This window comes from Seongchinamella sediminis (assembly GCF_003457605.1).
Lineage (GTDB): Bacteria > Pseudomonadota > Gammaproteobacteria > Pseudomonadales > Halieaceae > Halioglobus > Halioglobus sediminis.
Genome location: NZ_QRAN01000006.1, coordinates 114,403 through 129,423 on the forward strand (window position 1 = coordinate 114,403; position 15,021 = coordinate 129,423).

General features: G+C 62.5%; 13 protein-coding genes. 5 read left to right on the forward strand and 8 right to left on the reverse strand.

Annotation, left to right across the window (positions count from 1 at the left end; translation table 11 throughout):
• Positions 1-297 precede the first annotated feature (297 nt).
• On the forward strand, positions 298-1,173 hold the full coding sequence (locus DWB85_RS07480; protein WP_117953593.1) for an alpha/beta fold hydrolase: 876 nt from the start codon (positions 298-300) through the stop codon (positions 1,171-1,173).
• A 29-nt stretch (positions 1,174-1,202) separates the two neighbouring features.
• Here DWB85_RS07480 and DWB85_RS07485 read toward each other — a convergent pair whose 3' ends face one another.
• Genes DWB85_RS07485 through mtoX form a run of 3 tightly spaced genes read right to left on the reverse strand, consistent with a single transcriptional unit; the run spans position 1,203 to position 3,993 of the window.
• On the reverse strand, positions 1,203-1,985 hold the full coding sequence (locus DWB85_RS07485) for a hypothetical protein (RefSeq protein WP_117953594.1): 783 nt from the start codon (positions 1,983-1,985) through the stop codon (positions 1,203-1,205).
• 41 nt (positions 1,986-2,026) lie between these two features.
• Entirely contained in the window at positions 2,027-2,689 is a 663-nt protein-coding gene (locus DWB85_RS07490) for an SCO family protein (RefSeq protein WP_117953595.1), read from the reverse strand.
• Positions 2,686-3,993, reverse strand: coding sequence for a methanethiol oxidase (gene mtoX, locus DWB85_RS07495; RefSeq protein ID WP_117953596.1), 1,308 nt, complete (start codon positions 3,991-3,993; stop codon positions 2,686-2,688). The genes DWB85_RS07490 and mtoX overlap by 4 nt, the downstream gene beginning before the upstream one ends.
• Before the next feature lie 89 nt (positions 3,994-4,082).
• Between mtoX and DWB85_RS07500 the strand changes: the two genes are divergently transcribed.
• Positions 4,083-5,201, forward strand: coding sequence for a cytochrome-c peroxidase (locus tag DWB85_RS07500; protein ID WP_239017256.1), 1,119 nt, complete (start codon positions 4,083-4,085; stop codon positions 5,199-5,201).
• Positions 5,202-5,278: 77 nt separating this feature from the next.
• Here DWB85_RS07500 and DWB85_RS07505 read toward each other — a convergent pair whose 3' ends face one another.
• The 5 genes from DWB85_RS07505 to ltaE form a co-directional block, all read right to left on the reverse strand.
• On the reverse strand, positions 5,279-8,410 hold the full coding sequence (locus DWB85_RS07505) for an efflux RND transporter permease subunit (RefSeq protein ID WP_117953598.1): 3,132 nt from the start codon (positions 8,408-8,410) through the stop codon (positions 5,279-5,281).
• Positions 8,403-9,740 (reverse strand): efflux RND transporter periplasmic adaptor subunit, encoded by a 1,338-nt coding sequence (locus tag DWB85_RS07510; RefSeq protein WP_117953599.1) that lies wholly within the window; start codon positions 9,738-9,740, stop codon positions 8,403-8,405. Before DWB85_RS07510 ends, DWB85_RS07505 begins: the two co-directional genes overlap by 8 nt.
• Positions 9,737-11,095, reverse strand: coding sequence for a TolC family protein (locus DWB85_RS07515; RefSeq protein ID WP_117953600.1), 1,359 nt, complete (start codon positions 11,093-11,095; stop codon positions 9,737-9,739). Before DWB85_RS07515 ends, DWB85_RS07510 begins: the two co-directional genes overlap by 4 nt.
• Positions 11,096-11,221: 126 nt before the next feature.
• Positions 11,222-11,629, reverse strand: a complete 408-nt coding sequence (locus DWB85_RS07520) for a hypothetical protein (RefSeq protein ID WP_133300578.1) — start codon at positions 11,627-11,629, stop codon at positions 11,222-11,224.
• A gap of 69 nt (positions 11,630-11,698) precedes the next feature.
• A complete protein-coding gene (ltaE, locus tag DWB85_RS07525) occupies positions 11,699-12,736 on the reverse strand; it encodes a low-specificity L-threonine aldolase (RefSeq protein ID WP_117953602.1) in 1,038 nt (345 codons plus the stop codon).
• Positions 12,737-12,797: 61 nt separating this feature from the next.
• On the opposite strand from ltaE, the gene DWB85_RS07530 reads away from it, so the two are divergent.
• Genes DWB85_RS07530 through DWB85_RS07540 form a run of 3 tightly spaced genes read left to right on the forward strand, consistent with a single transcriptional unit; the run spans position 12,798 to position 14,896 of the window.
• Positions 12,798-13,382: a Tll0287-like domain-containing protein gene (locus DWB85_RS07530; RefSeq protein WP_117953603.1), complete on the forward strand. Its 585-nt coding sequence runs from the start codon at positions 12,798-12,800 to the stop codon at positions 13,380-13,382.
• Positions 13,376-13,930 (forward strand): lipocalin family protein, encoded by a 555-nt coding sequence (locus DWB85_RS07535; RefSeq protein WP_117953604.1) that lies wholly within the window; start codon positions 13,376-13,378, stop codon positions 13,928-13,930. Before DWB85_RS07530 ends, DWB85_RS07535 begins: the two co-directional genes overlap by 7 nt.
• A 54-nt stretch (positions 13,931-13,984) precedes the next feature.
• Positions 13,985-14,896, forward strand: coding sequence for a MipA/OmpV family protein (locus DWB85_RS07540; RefSeq protein WP_133300579.1), 912 nt, complete (start codon positions 13,985-13,987; stop codon positions 14,894-14,896).
• The last annotated feature ends 125 nt before the right edge of the window (positions 14,897-15,021 follow it).

Here is a 15,021-nt window from a genome sequence, read left to right on the forward strand (position 1 = left end):
CGATCTCAGGCCAGGCCGCAGGGCGCCGGAGCACTCCAGCGCTTCTATGGTGTTGGCGAAATCAGGAGCGCTCTCGTTGCCGGCAATCGTCTCGATTTCTGCCTCGTGGTCGGCAATGCCCCGGGCGATGGCCTGGCGAAAATGCTCCCCGCCCAGGGCGGAGAAATCGGGGAGGCCGTGGTCCGGTAAATCCTGGAGCAGGGGGCTGTCCATTTTATCTCCCAGTCTCTGGTGCTTGCGGGTCGGGTGCCGCAGAATGGCGGTCGCAGGACAGCAATAATACCCAAGGGGGCAGCAATGCGCATCGAAGACTGGCAGGCTCGCGGCACCACCCGCTCACTGCTGGGGCATGAGATATTCTTTATCGATGAACCGGCTACAGGGGAACACCGGGGAACCGTGCTGCTGATCCACGGCTTTCCCAGCGCCAGCTGGGACTGGTGGAAAATCTGGCCGGCGCTCAACCGCCACTATCGTCTGGTGGCGATGGACATGCTGGGCTTTGGCTTCAGCGCCAAACCCCGTCCCCACGACTACCGGATTATGGAACAGGCGGACATTTGTGAAGCCCTGGTGCGGGAACTGGCGCTGGAATCGTTCCATGTACTGGCCCACGATTACGGTGATACGGTCGCCCAGGAGCTGCTGGCCCGGCAGACTGAGGGGGCAGGCGCAGGCCAGTGCTTATCCTGCCTGTTCCTCAATGGCGGCCTGTTCCCGGAAACCCACCAGGCGCTGCTGGTGCAGCGGCTGTTACAGGGCCCGCTGGGCTTCCTGGTGCGCCATGCGTTCAGCCGCCGGAGTATGCGTCGCTCGTTCGACCGGATTTTCGGGCCGGAGACCCGGGCAAGCGACGAGGAGATGGAGGCCCTGTGGCAACTGTTCACCCGCGACAACGGCCAGCGCAACCTGCACCGGCTGATCCAGTACATGGCCGACCGCCGGCGACATCGGGAGCGCTGGCTGCAGGCGCTGCAGCAGGCCTGTTGCCCCATCGGCCTGGTCAACGGCAGCGTTGACCCAGTGTCCGGGGAGCATATGGTGCAGCGTTTTGTAAAGCTGGTGGGCGGTGACTACTTCATCCGCCGCCTGCCCGCCATTGGCCACTATCCCCAATTAGAGGCGCCGGACGCGGTGTCGGCCGCCTACCTGGAGTTCCTGCAGCAGCTGTGAGCCTTCTTCGCTCGTCCTATGGCGGCCACTCAGTTAGTGTTGAACAGGCCCTGGTGCAGTTCTGCGGATCGCAGCACAAAGTGATTGTTTGGCGCCCCCCGTTGCGCATACAGCGCCGGCAGGAAGTACGGCAAGGTGCCCACTTCCTCCACCTGGTGGCGCATCCACTGGGGAATCATGTCGCGGGTGAATACCCGGTTCCTGAGGTAGCTGTTGAGCAGCGTGCCCAGCAGGGGCAGATCGGAACCGATGGTCGCGGTCACCACATAGCGGGTCTGGCCGTCGACCACACGGTAGCGGTGTTCAACCACGCCAATTTGCAGTCCGGCGGCACGGGCGATGGCGGTCATGCCCTGGTCGGAAAACTCACTGATCAGGGCCCTGCCCTGGCTGTCGAATCTGCTGAACCACTCGTGGCGCTCGATCACTGCACCCCTGGCCATGCCCGGTGTGCCGTCGGGCGCCGCTTCAACCACCCACAGCTGGCCGTGCTCGGTGGGATGAAACAGGTGGTAAAGGGGATGGGTGGTGCCATCAATATCCACTGTCGAGATCGGCAGTTGCCGGTAAAACCAGGCCAGCATGGCCGGCGTCACACCGGGCAGGGGCAGGTGATGGGTTATAACCCGGATACGGCCGTCGGGGAGATAGTCGAAATTCTTCTGCGCCTGGCGGTGATCGGGCAGCGGCCAGGGCAGCTCGCGGGGCGGGTCGCGGTGAACCCGCGGTTGCGGCAGGTGCCAGGCTATGGCGAACAGCGCGGTGACAATCAGGCAGCAAGCCAGCAGGGCAGCAGGAAGTACTTTCAGCATAGGCAGAGTATATTAACCCGGGACCTGGCCCGGGTAGGCATTCACCGCTGATTTTCCAGTTGCAGCGTGCGCAGGTCGTTGATCACCGTATCCACATGCAGAAAGTCGGCGCTGTAGATGTTGCGGATCTGCCGCTGCTTGTCGATCAGGAACACCCGTAAAATGTGTGACATGGTGCCAGTATATTCGCCATCCGCCGAGTAAATGGGTCGGCGGAACTGATTGAAGCCGGTCAATAGCGGTTGTAAATCTGCTTCCGAGGCTGTGGTCAGGAACTGCCAGTCAAAGTTCTGACGACGAAAGTGTCGGGCGTAGTCAGACATTGCCCCGGGCGAGTCGTTCACGGGGTCGAAGCTCAGACTGATCAGCCTGACCCTGCTTCCCAACGCAGCGTCCTGTTGCAGTGCCTGCTGAACCTGGCGCATGACGTAACTGGCCAATGGGCAGCCGTTGACGTCCGGGCAATTGGTATAGATGAAGCCCAGTAATACGAATTTGTCGCCGAGCAAGCTCCCCAGTTGCATTGCTTTGCCGGTTTCGTCCAGTACCTGACCGTCTCCGGCCGGGCCAAGCGGGGGCAGGCGATAGCTACCCGCCGCGGGTGGGGTGAACTGCAGTTCGGCGTACCCGGGGGCCAGTATCTGGTTTTCGGCCCGGGGCATGGCTGCAAACAGCAGCAACAGCGCGGTTGCAAGCCACCTCATCTGGCGGCGACACCCCCTTTGTAGAGCGAGTGGGCGCCGAAGCGCATCTGGTGAGGGGCACCGAGTTTTTCCGCGACGAAATCGATGCTGAAGCGGGGCGCCAGGTTTTCACCATCGTAGCTGTACAGCTTCAGGTACTGCAGGTCGGGCCCCCTGGGCTCCTGTTTGTCCCAGTTGGCCAGTAGTGAGGAGGTGTAATAAACCCGCTTGCCGTCCCAGCTCTGGGAAACCATATTGACCTGCTCGCCAATCTTTTTGCTGTACACCTGGCGCGCGTTGAAAGGATCGCTGATGTCGTACAGGCGAGTGAGCCCGTCGTTCCAGGTGTTTACCCAGAGCTCCTGGTCGTCATTGGAAATCGATATATCGACCGGCAGTGGTATTTTGCTGGCATCGCCTATGTCACCCACGTCCCGCGCCTGCCACTCGCCGTCATCATCCTCGTAGATGAGCCAGATCTTGGAGGTCAGGGCAGTGGTTGTGAAGCAGTAGTTATTCTCCTTGCCCCAGGCGCAGCGGATCTCCAGCGGTGAACCCGGCACGTCGAGGATCTTCTTCGGTTGGCGAGCATGAAGGTCCCAGATCACCACCGTGTTGCCAAATGCTTTCATGGCCTCGGCGTCGCCCATCAGCGTGCCCAGGTTCATCATGTAGTTGTTCCAGCCGGTGAAGGATGAAGTCACCATGACATTGCGCCGCGGCAGTGCCCGTACATCGTATCCAAAACCATCGGCAAATTTTCCGGACTGCACCGCCCCCTGGAGTGCGTCGGCAGTGGGCATCCAGTGAGTGGCGACATAATCGCCAGCATTGGTATATTCCACCATGGCTGTTCTGCCGCCGTGGTCACGATTGTTGGACAGCCCGGTGACCAGCATGCGCCCGGGAAGGGCATAGTTGGTGTGGGGGCCGACAACACCACCGCTCTTCGCCACGAAATCCGCAATGGTACGGGTAAGGGCGGGCTTCCCCGGGTCGGTGTGGACATCAAAGATAAAGATCTTGCTGGTATCCAGACCGGAAGCCCACAGGTAGCGCCGGTCATCGGTGAGACCGGTATGGTGGGCCTCGTTGCGCCCGCCGACCGACAGGCTGTTGACGACCTTGCCAAAGCTCTCCGAGGCCGGATTGACATCCACGGTGACCAGCTTGTCCTGCTCGTCACCCACGCCCGGCATCCCCAGCGTCCACACGTAAACGAAGTCTTCCTGACCCTCGATTTTCGCCATGTAGGGCGACATACAGGTTTCGTCGGCGAAAGTGATACTGGACAAAAAGAAAAGTAGTGCGAGTATTAGTCTCATGGCTCTCTCCGTAAACGGCTGAACCCAATAGCATGAGACTAGTCCATAAGCCGGTTTTTTCAAGTCGAGCCTGCTGCCTGCCAGCAGTAGTGCCGATCCTGCTTCTGCTCCTCTGGACGTGGTCGGCGACAGCGGCCGCGCCCCTGTCGACGCTTGATGCTGCCGTCCCGCTGGGTCTGCCGGCGCTGACAGCGCCGGCGGACAATCTTCCTACCGCGGCTCGAGTTGCCCTGGGGCGCAAACTTTTCTTCGATCGCCGGCTGTCCTTCAACGGCACCCTGTCCTGCGGCATGTGTCACGTGCCGGAGCAGGCTTTCACCCAGAATGAGTTGCGCACCCCAGTAGGCATAGAGGGGCGGTTTGTGAAGCGTAATGCCCCCTCGTTGTTGAACGTGGCGTACCGCTCAAGGCTGTTCCATGATGGACGCGAATCGAGCCTGGAACACCAGGTGTGGCAGCCACTGCTGAAATCCAACGAGATGGCCAACCCTTCCATCGGCCACGTACTGGAAACAATCCGCACCGCCGACGATTATGACGGACTGTTCGAATCCGCCTATGGATCGGCGGTGAGCATGGAGGCTGTTGGCCTGGCCCTGGCCAGCTACCAGCGCAGCCTGCTGTTGGCTGATTCGGCATTTGATCGCTGGCGCTATGGGGGCGATGACAAGGCGCTTGATCCTGCTGCCCGGCGCGGTTGGAGCCTGTTCCAGGAGTCCGGCTGCGGCTCCTGTCACCGGATAGGTGAGCGTTCAGCTCTCTTCGCCGATGGTCAGTTTCACGACACGGGCATTGGTTATGCCCGCAGTATGGGACTTGACATTGGCAAGCAGAAGATCGAGCTGGTGCCCGGGCTTGAAATCGCCGCTGGCCTTGCCTTTGGCACCCCCGCGTTCAATGACCTGGGTCGTTACGAGGCCACCGGGCGCAGCGAAGATCGCTGGCGCTACCTGACGCCTTCCCTGCGCAATGTCGCCCTCACCAGCCCCTACATGCACGATGGCTCCCTGCCTGATCTGCGGGCGGTGATCGATTACTACCGTATGGGAGGAGCCGGCTCGCCCAACCAGGACAGGCGTATACGGCCCCTCTCGTTGAGCGACGAAAATGTGGCTGAACTCGAAGCCTTTCTGCGCTCACTGACGGGTAGCGGGCTGGAAAACCTGCAGCGTGATGCGCGCTCAGTGCCGATCGGTGATGTGCAGTGATCCCCCAATGATCCACAGGATCACCTGAACGAACACAGGCCAGGCTGTTACCCGGCGGGTCCGGCGAGCAATACCAGTCATGGAGCGGACCCTCTTAGCCCGCGCTGTTTCCACAGCAGGTAAACTGCTGGCAGTACCAGCAGGGTCAGCACGACCGCGCTGATCATGCCCCCTACCATGGGCGCCGCCAGGCGACTCATTATCTCTGCCCCGGTACCGTCAGCGAACAGGATGGGCAGCAGGCCGGCGATGGTGGCACTGGCGGTCATCAGCACGGGGCGAACCCGCTGGCTGGCGCCCTCCAGAATGGCACTGCGCAACTCGCCCGGGTCTATGCGGGCTGGGTCTCCCGCGTGTTTGTCCAGCAGGCGACCCCAGGCCTGGTCGAGGTAGACCAGCATGATAACGCCGGTTTCCACCGCCACTCCCGCCAGGGCGATCAGCCCGACGCCAACGGCAATGGAGAAGTTGAAGCCCAGCAGGTACAGCAGCCAGGCGCTGCCGACCAGTGCCAGCGGCAGCGACAGCATGAGGATCAATACCGGAGTGGCGGCGCGGAAGTTGAGGTACAGCAGTACCACGATGATGGCCAGCGTCAGCGGCACCACGTAGGCCAGGCGCTGTTTGGCCCGCTCCATGTACTCGTATTGCCCGGACCAGGTCAGGGAATACCCGGCCGGCAGCTGTAATTGCTCGCTAACAAGCTGTCGCGCCCGCTCCACATAGCTGCCCACATCCCCTGTGCTGATGTCGACAAAGGTCCAGCCGTTAAGCCGCGCATTTTCACTCTTGATACCGGGAGGACCGTCCTCGATGTAGATGCGGGCTACATCTCCCAGGGCAATACGCTGGCCCGCCGGAGTCACTACCGGCAGCAGGGCCATGTCCTCTGGCGATTGCCGGTAATCCTGGGGATAGCGCACGTTAACCGGGTAGCGTTCGAGGCCTTCAACCGTATTGGTGATATTGACCCCGCCGATGGCGGTCGCGACGACCTGCTGGATATCGGTGATGCTCATTCCATAGCGGGCCGCGCGACTGCGGTCTATGTCGACCTTGATGTAGCGGCCCCCGGCGACCCGCTCCGAGTAGACGGAAGCGGTATCGGGGACAGCGGCGAGGATATCTTCCAGCTGCTTGCCGATGTCCTCGATAACCGTCAGGTCAGGGCCGGCAACCTTTATCCCCACCGGGGTCTTTATCCCGGTGGCGAGCATGTCGATGCGGGTCTTGATCGGCATTACCCAGGCATTGGTCAGGCCCGGTACCTGGATCAGAGCATCCAGTTCCCGGCGGATATCCTGGCTGCTGATGCCCTGGCGCCACTGGCTCTCGGGTTTGAGCTGGATAAAAGTTTCTATCATGGTCAGCGGCGCCGGGTCGGTTGCGGTTTCCGCGCGACCGATTTTGCCGAATACGGTATCCACCTCGGGAACGGTGCGAATGAGCTTGTCGGTCTGTTGCAGGATTTCCCGGGCTTTGCCGATGGATATCCCCGGGTAGGTGGTGGGCATGTACATGATATCGCCCTCATCCAGCGGCGGCATGAACTCACTGCCAATTTTTTGCATCGGCCACAAACCACTTGCCAGCAGGAGCAGGGCGACTGCCAGCAGTGTCCTGGGGTGCGCAAGCACCGGCGTGAGCAGCGGCTTGTAGGCCGCCACCAGCACCCGATTCACCGGGTTTTTGTTTTCTGGCATGATCCGGCCGCGAATGAAATAACCCATGAGCACCGGTACCAGGGTCACTGACAGTGCGGCAGCGGCGGCCATGGCGTAGGTCTTGGTAAAAGCCAGTGGCGAAAACATGCGCCCTTCCTGGGCCTCAAGCGTAAACACCGGCACAAAGCTAACGGTGATAATAAGCAAGCTGAAGAACAGGGCAGGTCCGACCTCCGCCGCCGAATCGGCAACCACCTGCCAGCGGTTTTTGTTGGTCAGGGGCGTGCGTTCAACGTGTTTGTGCATGTTCTCGATAAGCACGATTGCGCCATCCACCATGGCACCGATGGCAATCGCGATGCCACCCAGCGACATGATGTTGGCGTTCAAACCCTGCAGGTACATAACGATGAAGGCTGCCAGTATGCCAATGGGCAGGCTGATTACCGCTACCAGCGATGAGCGCAGGTGAAACAGGAAAACCAGGCAGACCAGGGCCACCATCAACAGTTCCTGCCCCAGTTTTTGCCACAGGTTGTCCACCGCGCGTTGAATCAGGCCGGAGCGATCGTAAACGGGAACAATCTCCACGCCCGGGGGAAGGCTGCTTTTGAGTGCTTCCAGCCTGGACTTGACCCGCTCGATCGTGGCCCGGGCGTTTTCACCATAACGCATGACGATGATGCCGCCGACGACTTCACCCCGGCCATCAAGTTCGGCGATGCCCCGGCGCATTTGCGGGCCGGTGCGGATGTCGGCAATATCACCCAATAGCAGGGGCGTGCCCTTGTCGTTGACCGCCAGCGGGATGTTCCTCAGGTCGTCGATGCTACTGAGGTAACCGGAGGCGCGGACCATATATTCCGCTTCCGCCATTTCCACCACGGAGGCGCCCACTTCCTGGTTGGCCTGCTTGATCGCGTTCTGGATACGCGCCAGTGGGATGTCGTAGGCACGCAGGCGGTCGGGGTCGACCGTTACCTGGTACTGTTTGACCATGCCGCCCACGGTGGCGACTTCGGAAACGCCCGGCACTCCCTGGAGCTCGTACTTGAGAAACCAGTCCTGGATGCTGCGCAGTTCGCTGATGTCGTGCCGACCGCTAGGGTCGGTCAAGGCGTACAGGTATACCCAGCCAACGCCGGTGGCGTCTGGTCCCAGTTGCGCCCTGGCGGCCTCCGGCAGGGAGGGGGCAACCTGGCTGAGGTATTCCATGACCCGGCTGCGGGCCCAGTACAGATCGGTGTCCTCGTCGAAAATCACATAGACATAGGAGTCACCGAAAAAGGAAAAGCCCCTGACATTGACCGCCCCCGGTACTGCCAGCATGGCCGTGGTCAGGGGATAGGTGACCTGGTCCTCTACCACTTGCGGGGCCTGTCCCGGGTAACTGGTCTTGATGATGACCTGTACATCAGAGAGGTCGGGAATGGCGTCGATGGGGGTGTTGCGCAGGGCGAACAGGCCACTGCCGACAAGAATCGCCGTTGCCAGCAGCACCAGCACCCGATGCTGCACCGACCAGCGAATGGTAGCTTCAATCATGGACATGTCCCTCACCGTGTTCCATGCCGGGTTCCATGTTGTGGTCCATGTCGTGATCCATGTCGTGATCCATGTCGTGCTCCATGCCGGGTTCCATGTCGTGCCCCATGTCGTGCTCCATGGCTTGTGTGCGCGCCGGTTCCATGCGCTTGAAGTCCGAGCTTTTGCTGGACTCGGAATCGAGCAGGAACTGGGCCGAGGCGACAATTTCCTCGCCGGCCTCCAGACCGGCCAGAATCTCCACACTGTCGCCGGCGATACGACCGGCGGTCACGGCGATTGACTTGAACTGTCCATCTCCCAGTGCCAGCACTACCCGGTCCTGCTTGCCCGTGCGTATCAGGGCTTCCCGCGGGATAATGATCCGTTCCGAATTGTCGCCGGTCTCGATCCGGATGCGGGCGAACATGTTGGGCCGGAGCTGGCCATCCGCGTTGTCGAAGCGCAGCCTTACCCGCAGGGTGCGGGTGCTGGCCTCCAGCGAGGGGTAGATATAGTCCACCTGTCCCCGCCACAGGCGACCGGGCAGGTAGTCCAGCTGCATCTCCACCGGCTGGCCAATGGCCACCATTGCCGCCTGGCTTTCAAAGATCTCCGCTTCTACCCAGACGTCGTCCAGCGCGCCAATGGACATCAAGGTGGTATCAGGGCCGACGAAGAAGCCCTCGCGAATGTTGAGGTTGTCCACCACGCCCTGCTGCGGCGACCTGAAGGTGACGGTTTGCTGGACAGTTTTCTGGCGTTTAAGCGCGGCAATAAAGTCATCGTCCAGCTGCAGTGCCCGCAGCCGGTCCTCGGCGGCCTGCAGCAGGCGTTCATTGTCACGGCGCAGGGCCAGTACGAATTCCTCCTGGGCGTTCACCAGCTCCGGCGAGTACAGCGCGTAAATAGCCTGGCCCCTGGCCACCGGGTCGCCAGACGCTTTGACATGCAGTTTCTCGACCCAGCCCTCGACCCGGGGGTGGATGTGAATAAGCCGGTCCTCGTTGTACTTCACGTAACCGACCGTGCGGATCAGCTGCTTCAGGGAATCGCGCCGGGCCCGCGTGGTCCGGACCCCGAGGTTGTTGACCACTTGCGGCGCGATCTCGACCACGCCCGCTTGCCGCTGGCTGGCATATACGGGTACCAGGTCCATGCCCATGGGGGACTTGCCCGGCCCGTCACGGCGATAGTTGCTGTCCATCGGGGCAACCCAGTACAGCGGCTTTTCTTCCGCCGGCTGTTGCCTGGCTTCGGGGCCGGTTTGGCCGGAGAGGAACAGGCCCCCGAGTATGCCGGCGGCGCCGATCAATACGCCGGCAACCAGCGCCATCCTGTTGTTATTCATTGCGCCCGCTCCTCGCTGCTGTCAGCCACGGTTAAAAAGTAATTGAGTCTGGCCAGGGTGATCTGCCGGTCGACGCGGATATTCTGGGCGTCGATGCGGGCGTTGAGCTCGGCGATTTTCGCCCGGACCACTTCCGCAAAGTCGCCATCGTCGTTGGTATAGGCGCTAAGCGAGGCCTCGGCCTGGTAACGCATTTCTTCCAGCAGGCGTGAGCGGTACAGTGCATCGCGCTGCTCCAGTCGCGTGAGCCTTGCCAGCTGGCTCTGTAACCCGGCTACCAGCTTGCGCAGCAGCAGGGCGCGCTCGGTGCGCACCGCTTCGGTCCTGGCGACGGCGGACTTTCGCTGGTTATCCTGTGCTGTCGAGTTGAACAAGGGCATGTCAATGGAGACCCCCAGGGAGAAAAAGTCAGGGCGCTCCGGCCCCCGCGGATCGTCATCCCGGTAGCCGTAACTGGCGTTCACCCGCCATTGTGGTTTGTATTGCTGTTCCGCCAGGGCTATACCCGTGCGCCTTGCTTCCAGTTCCCTGTCCACGCTCAGTACGGCGGGGTGTCGGCTGAGCCGGCGCGCGAGATCCTGCTCAGAGGGTGGTGACGGGCCCAGGAGCCCGTCCGTGTCTGCGAGCTCAATCGCCGGCAGGGTGGCGCTGACGGGCGTCAGGGCGCTGGCGGTTTGCAGCCATTGTGATAGCTGTGACAGCGCCACTGCCATCGCTTCATCCAGCTGTACCAGGCGGTCGTCCAGACGGGTCAGTTCCAGTTGCGCCCGGATCAGGTCCTGTTGCCGGGTCTGGCCGAGGGCACTGGCATAGTTTGAGCGGGCGACATCGACCAGCTGCTCGAACAGGTCCCGGTCGGCTTCGATAAGGCGGATGGTTTCCCGCGCCCGCCAGGCCTCCAGCCAGGCCACGGCTACCTCTGTCGCCACCCGGGCACGGCGCTCGGCGCGACGCAGGGGATGTTGCGCCTCCAGCGAGCTCAGTTCCTGCTGGCGCAGTTGCCTGCTGTCCCCGCGCGGGATCAGCTGGCTGACGCCTACCTTGAACTGGGTCATCGCCTCCTGGTCGAAATCAAAACTATCGGTGGGCAGGTTGGCGAAACCGGCGCTGATCATCGGGTCCGGCAGGGCTCCCGCGGCGATGCGCTCGGCCGCCAGCGCGGACTGGCGCTGTTGGCTGCCGGCTATCCACGGGTCACTGTCCTGGGCGAGCGCTATGGCCTGCTCCAGGCTCAAGCCCCTTGCCAGGCTGGCGACCGCCAGCCCGGCGCATAACAAAACGAGGGTCGCCAGGCGCCGGGCGAGCAGCCCGGGGCCGGGAACCAGAGGTACAACAGCTTCTGTTGCAGATTTCATGGCCAATCCAGTCAATAGCAGTGCCACAGCCGGCGGCCGGCCACAGCGTGATTGTCGTTTCTCCCGTCGAGGGAGCAGGTCAATAATCGGTCATCGCCAGATTACGGGCGAACCGCTGCTGCGGAATCAGGCGGAGGGGGGACGAAACAGCCTGTTGGGGGAGTGCAGAGGGGAACTGGCCGCCATAGCCGCGGGCGCCTCAGTAGACAGCTGATCTGCGTGGAGGAGTGCGGCGCCGGCTGCCGCCGCGATAGAAACACAGCCACCCTGGGAGCAATAACCGGCATCACAGCAGTCGTTAGTCGCAGCGCCCGCTGCATTATCTGCAACGGCCATGCCGTGGTGGGCGTGGTGGCTGGAATCATCCATGGCAGTGGCCATGGCGCCGCCGTCATCCACCGCGGGAGAGCAGGGGGCTGCCACTGTCGCCAGCGCCTGCAGTGAAATCAGCGCGGAGAGCAGCACTGCCAGAGTGTAACGAAAACTGTGCAATGGCTTATCCATTCGGGGATAGTCGACTGTTAACAGGGGCAAGTGTAGACCTTCCCCCCGGGGGAAGGTCAAGCGTGACTGCTGCCGGGTTTTGCCCATGGCCCATGACCGTTATCCGCCCGCCTGGTCGAAAAAACGTTCGCAGGCGGCAATCAGCTGGCCAATACCGTCGGCGTCAATGTCCAGGTGGGTGACCAGCCGCATGACCCGGCCGCCGAGTATTGCAATGCCTTCCCGGGCGAGGAAGCTCTCCAGCGCTCTGCCCGTGTCGGCACTGGCAACGCCTATGAACACCATATTGCTCTGTACTGAACCCGGTTGACACTGAATGCCCGGGATGGTGCTCAGGCCCTCGGCCAGCAAGCGCGCGTTGGCGTGATCCTCCGCCAGCCGCTGGACATTGTTTTCCAGCGCGAACTGGCAGGCGGCGGCGATATAGCCCGCCTGGCGCAGACCGCCGCCGAGCATTTTGCGCCACTTGCGGGCCTCCCTGACCAGCGCCGCGCTGCCGACCAGAATCGAGCCGGCCGGCGCCCCCAGTCCCTTGGAAATGCACAGGGATACCGTGTCGTAATGCTGGCTGATTGCGGTCACGTCGACATTCTGGGCGACACAGGCGTTGAACAGCCGCGCTCCGTCCAGGTGCAGGGCGAGGCCTGTTTCCCTGCAGAATGCGGCGGCCCGGGAGTGGTAGTCCAGCGGCAGGACGTCGCCGGAACGGGTGTTCTCGATACACAGCAGGCGCGACCTGGCGAAATGGTCGTCATCCGCCTTGATCTTGCCGCGCACCCTGTCCAGGTCCAGGGTGGAATCGGGCTCGAACTCGATGGGCTGGGGCTGGATACCCCCCAGCACCGCGGCACCTCCGCCCTCGTACTTGTAGGTATGGGCTTCCTGGCCGACGATGTACTCGTCACCGCGCTGGCAGTGGGCGAGCAGGGCCACCAGGTTGCTCTGGGTGCCGGATGTGCACAGCAGCGCGGCCTCCTTGCCAGTCAGGCGGGCGGCGTGTGCCTCCAGGGCGTTTACGGTGGGGTCATCGCCGAATACGTCATCGCCCACCTCGGCCGCCATCATGGCATCCAGCATTGCCGGGGAGGGGCGGGTTACGGTATCACTGCGGAAATCGATGCTGATCTGTTGATTCATGGCAAGTATTTGTCAGGTGTGTGCGGTATTCTACTTTTATATGAGTACCTTGAGGAGGTGCATGGTGAGACTGGCTCTGTTTTTTGTCCTTCAGGCCCTGCTGGCGACCTGGGCCCACGCCGACCGGCAGGCAGAGCTGCGGCAGGAGGCCACTGCCCTGGCCGCTGAGTTTGTCGGTCAGCTCAAGCCGCAGTTGCAGCAGGCAATGACAGAGGGCGGCCCGGTGCGGGCGATCGAGGTCTGTGCCGACATTGCCCCCGACATCGCCGATAGCCTGAGCGCCAGCTCCGGCTGGCAGGTCAGGCGGGTCAGCCTGCGCCAGCGCAACGCGAGCCGCGCCGTCCCCGATGCCTGGGAGCGGCAGATTCTCGAGCAGTTTGACCAGCGCCAGGCCGCAGGTGAGCCAGCGGCCGAATTGTTCAGTGACGCATTGCAGCCGGCCCACTATCGCTACATGCGGGCCCAGGTAACAGCACCCCTGTGCCTGGCCTGCCATGGCGAAAGCCTGTCCGGCGAGGTGACCGCAGCGCTGGAGCAGTACTACCCTGACGATAGCGCTCGCGGTTACCAACTCGGCCAGGTGCGCGGGGCTATCAGCCTGACCAGGCCGTTGCAGGACGACTGCGGCCCGGAGATCGAATGTTGAACAGCACCGTTTACGCCGCCGGCAGGATTGCGGCCGTCACTCTGATGCTTGCCTGCCTGCAGCTGCTGACCGGCTGTACCGGCTTACCCGATGGCATTGCGCCGGTCAGCGACTTCGAAGCGGATGCCTATATGGGGCGCTGGTACGAGATCGCCAGGCTGGACCATTCCTTCGAACGGGGCCAGTCTAATATCACCGCGGACTACGCCCTGCAGGACGACGGCACGGTGAGCGTACTCAATCGTGGCTTTGATGACGCCGAGGACGAGTGGCGGCAGGCCAGTGCGGTGGCCCGTTTCGCCGGCGCTGCCGATGTGGGCCATCTCGAGGTGTCTTTTTTCCAGCCGATTTATGCGTCCTATGTGATCTTTGCGCTGGCCGGTGACGGCAGCTACGCCTATGTCACCGGACACAAGCGCGACTATCTCTGGTTGCTGGCCAGATCCCCGCGGGTCGGCGAGGACGTCAAGCGGGACTTTGTGCAGCGTGTCAGCGACCTCGGCTTTGACACCAGGGAGCTAATCTGGGTCGACCAGGATAAAAACTGATCCGCAGCTGCAGGCTGGACGTAAGCTGTACAGACTCCCCCAGTGGTAATGCCCATGACTCGATTCTATTCCCTGTTTTGCCTGCTGGCGCTGTTCGCTGTGCAGGCCGGGGCCAGTGATGCCGGCAACCCAGCGCGGGGGCCCTGGGTCTGGAGCGTGGCCGGCGGCGCCTTGCACCAGGTTGACACTGACTTCGAGGACGCTGAGGGTGGGTTCAGCGTAAATCGCGCGTTTCTGCAGGCCAGTAGCGGCTACGCCTGGGACCGCCGCAACAGCGTGTCCCTGTCGCTCGGCTGGGGCAGCTCCAATTATGTGTTCGCTGACGACGCCCGTATCGAGGGCCTGCGTCCCTGGCAGCGTATCGAGGATTACCGGCTGTCGCTGCCAATCCGCTTCAGTGTCGGTGAAAAGTCGGATTACATTGTCATTCCCAGTGTTCGCAGCTACGCCGAGCGCGGCGCAAGTCTCAGCGACGGACGCAGCGAAGGCCTGATCGCGGGCATGGGATGGCGGTTTTCCGACCGCCTGACCCTGGGGCCGGGATTCGGCTGGTACAGCGAACTGGGCGGCGGCAGTAACGCCTTTCCGATCCTGGTGGTGGACTGGCAGATTACCGACCGCCTCGCCCTGCAAACGGGGCGGGGGCTGGCCGCCTCCCAGGGCCCGGGGTTCACCCTGGCCTATCGGCTGAACGAGCGCTGGCGGCTGTCCGCGCTGGCGCGCTATGAAAAGATTCGCTTTGCGCTGGACGATGGCCAGGCGCAGTCCGCCATTGGTGAGGACCGGAGTGCCCCGCTGTTGATCTCGGTGGATTATTCGCCCTGGCCAATGACCAGCGCCAGCCTGTTCCTCGGCGCCGAGCTCAACGGTGAACTGAGCCTGGAAACGGGGCGGGGAAAGCAGGTCGCGAGCACAAATTACGAGACCGCCCCGGTGTTCGGCTTCTCCTTTCGCAGTCGATTCTAGATTCCTTCCCCGAGGCCAGCCAGGCGCGGCAGGCCTTGAATACAGACCGCCAAACCCGTACCTTAGCGCGCTCGCGATGCTGCCGGCGCCCGCAGTGCGGCTGCGCCACGCTGTAATCTATTGAC

Excerpts from the sequence above, each read along its gene's own strand:
- DWB85_RS07535 (WP_117953604.1), top strand. The coding sequence starts at position 13,376 with ATGTTGAACAGCACCGTTTACGCCGCCGGCAGGATTGCGGCCGTCACT.
- DWB85_RS07480 (WP_117953593.1), top strand. The coding sequence starts at position 298 with ATGCGCATCGAAGACTGGCAGGCTCGCGGCACCACCCGCTCACTGCTG.
- DWB85_RS07540 (WP_133300579.1), top strand. The coding sequence starts at position 13,985 with ATGACTCGATTCTATTCCCTGTTTTGCCTGCTGGCGCTGTTCGCTGTG.
- DWB85_RS07485 (WP_117953594.1), bottom strand. The coding sequence starts at position 1,985 with ATGCTGAAAGTACTTCCTGCTGCCCTGCTGGCTTGCTGCCTGATTGTC.
- ltaE (WP_117953602.1), bottom strand. The coding sequence starts at position 12,736 with ATGAATCAACAGATCAGCATCGATTTCCGCAGTGATACCGTAACCCGC.
- DWB85_RS07505 (WP_117953598.1), bottom strand. The coding sequence starts at position 8,410 with ATGATTGAAGCTACCATTCGCTGGTCGGTGCAGCATCGGGTGCTGGTG.
- DWB85_RS07530 (WP_117953603.1), top strand. The coding sequence starts at position 12,798 with ATGGTGAGACTGGCTCTGTTTTTTGTCCTTCAGGCCCTGCTGGCGACC.
- mtoX (WP_117953596.1), bottom strand. The coding sequence starts at position 3,993 with ATGAGACTAATACTCGCACTACTTTTCTTTTTGTCCAGTATCACTTTC.
- DWB85_RS07490 (WP_117953595.1), bottom strand. The coding sequence starts at position 2,689 with ATGAGGTGGCTTGCAACCGCGCTGTTGCTGCTGTTTGCAGCCATGCCC.
- DWB85_RS07510 (WP_117953599.1), bottom strand. The coding sequence starts at position 9,740 with ATGAATAACAACAGGATGGCGCTGGTTGCCGGCGTATTGATCGGCGCC.
- DWB85_RS07515 (WP_117953600.1), bottom strand. The coding sequence starts at position 11,095 with ATGAAATCTGCAACAGAAGCTGTTGTACCTCTGGTTCCCGGCCCCGGG.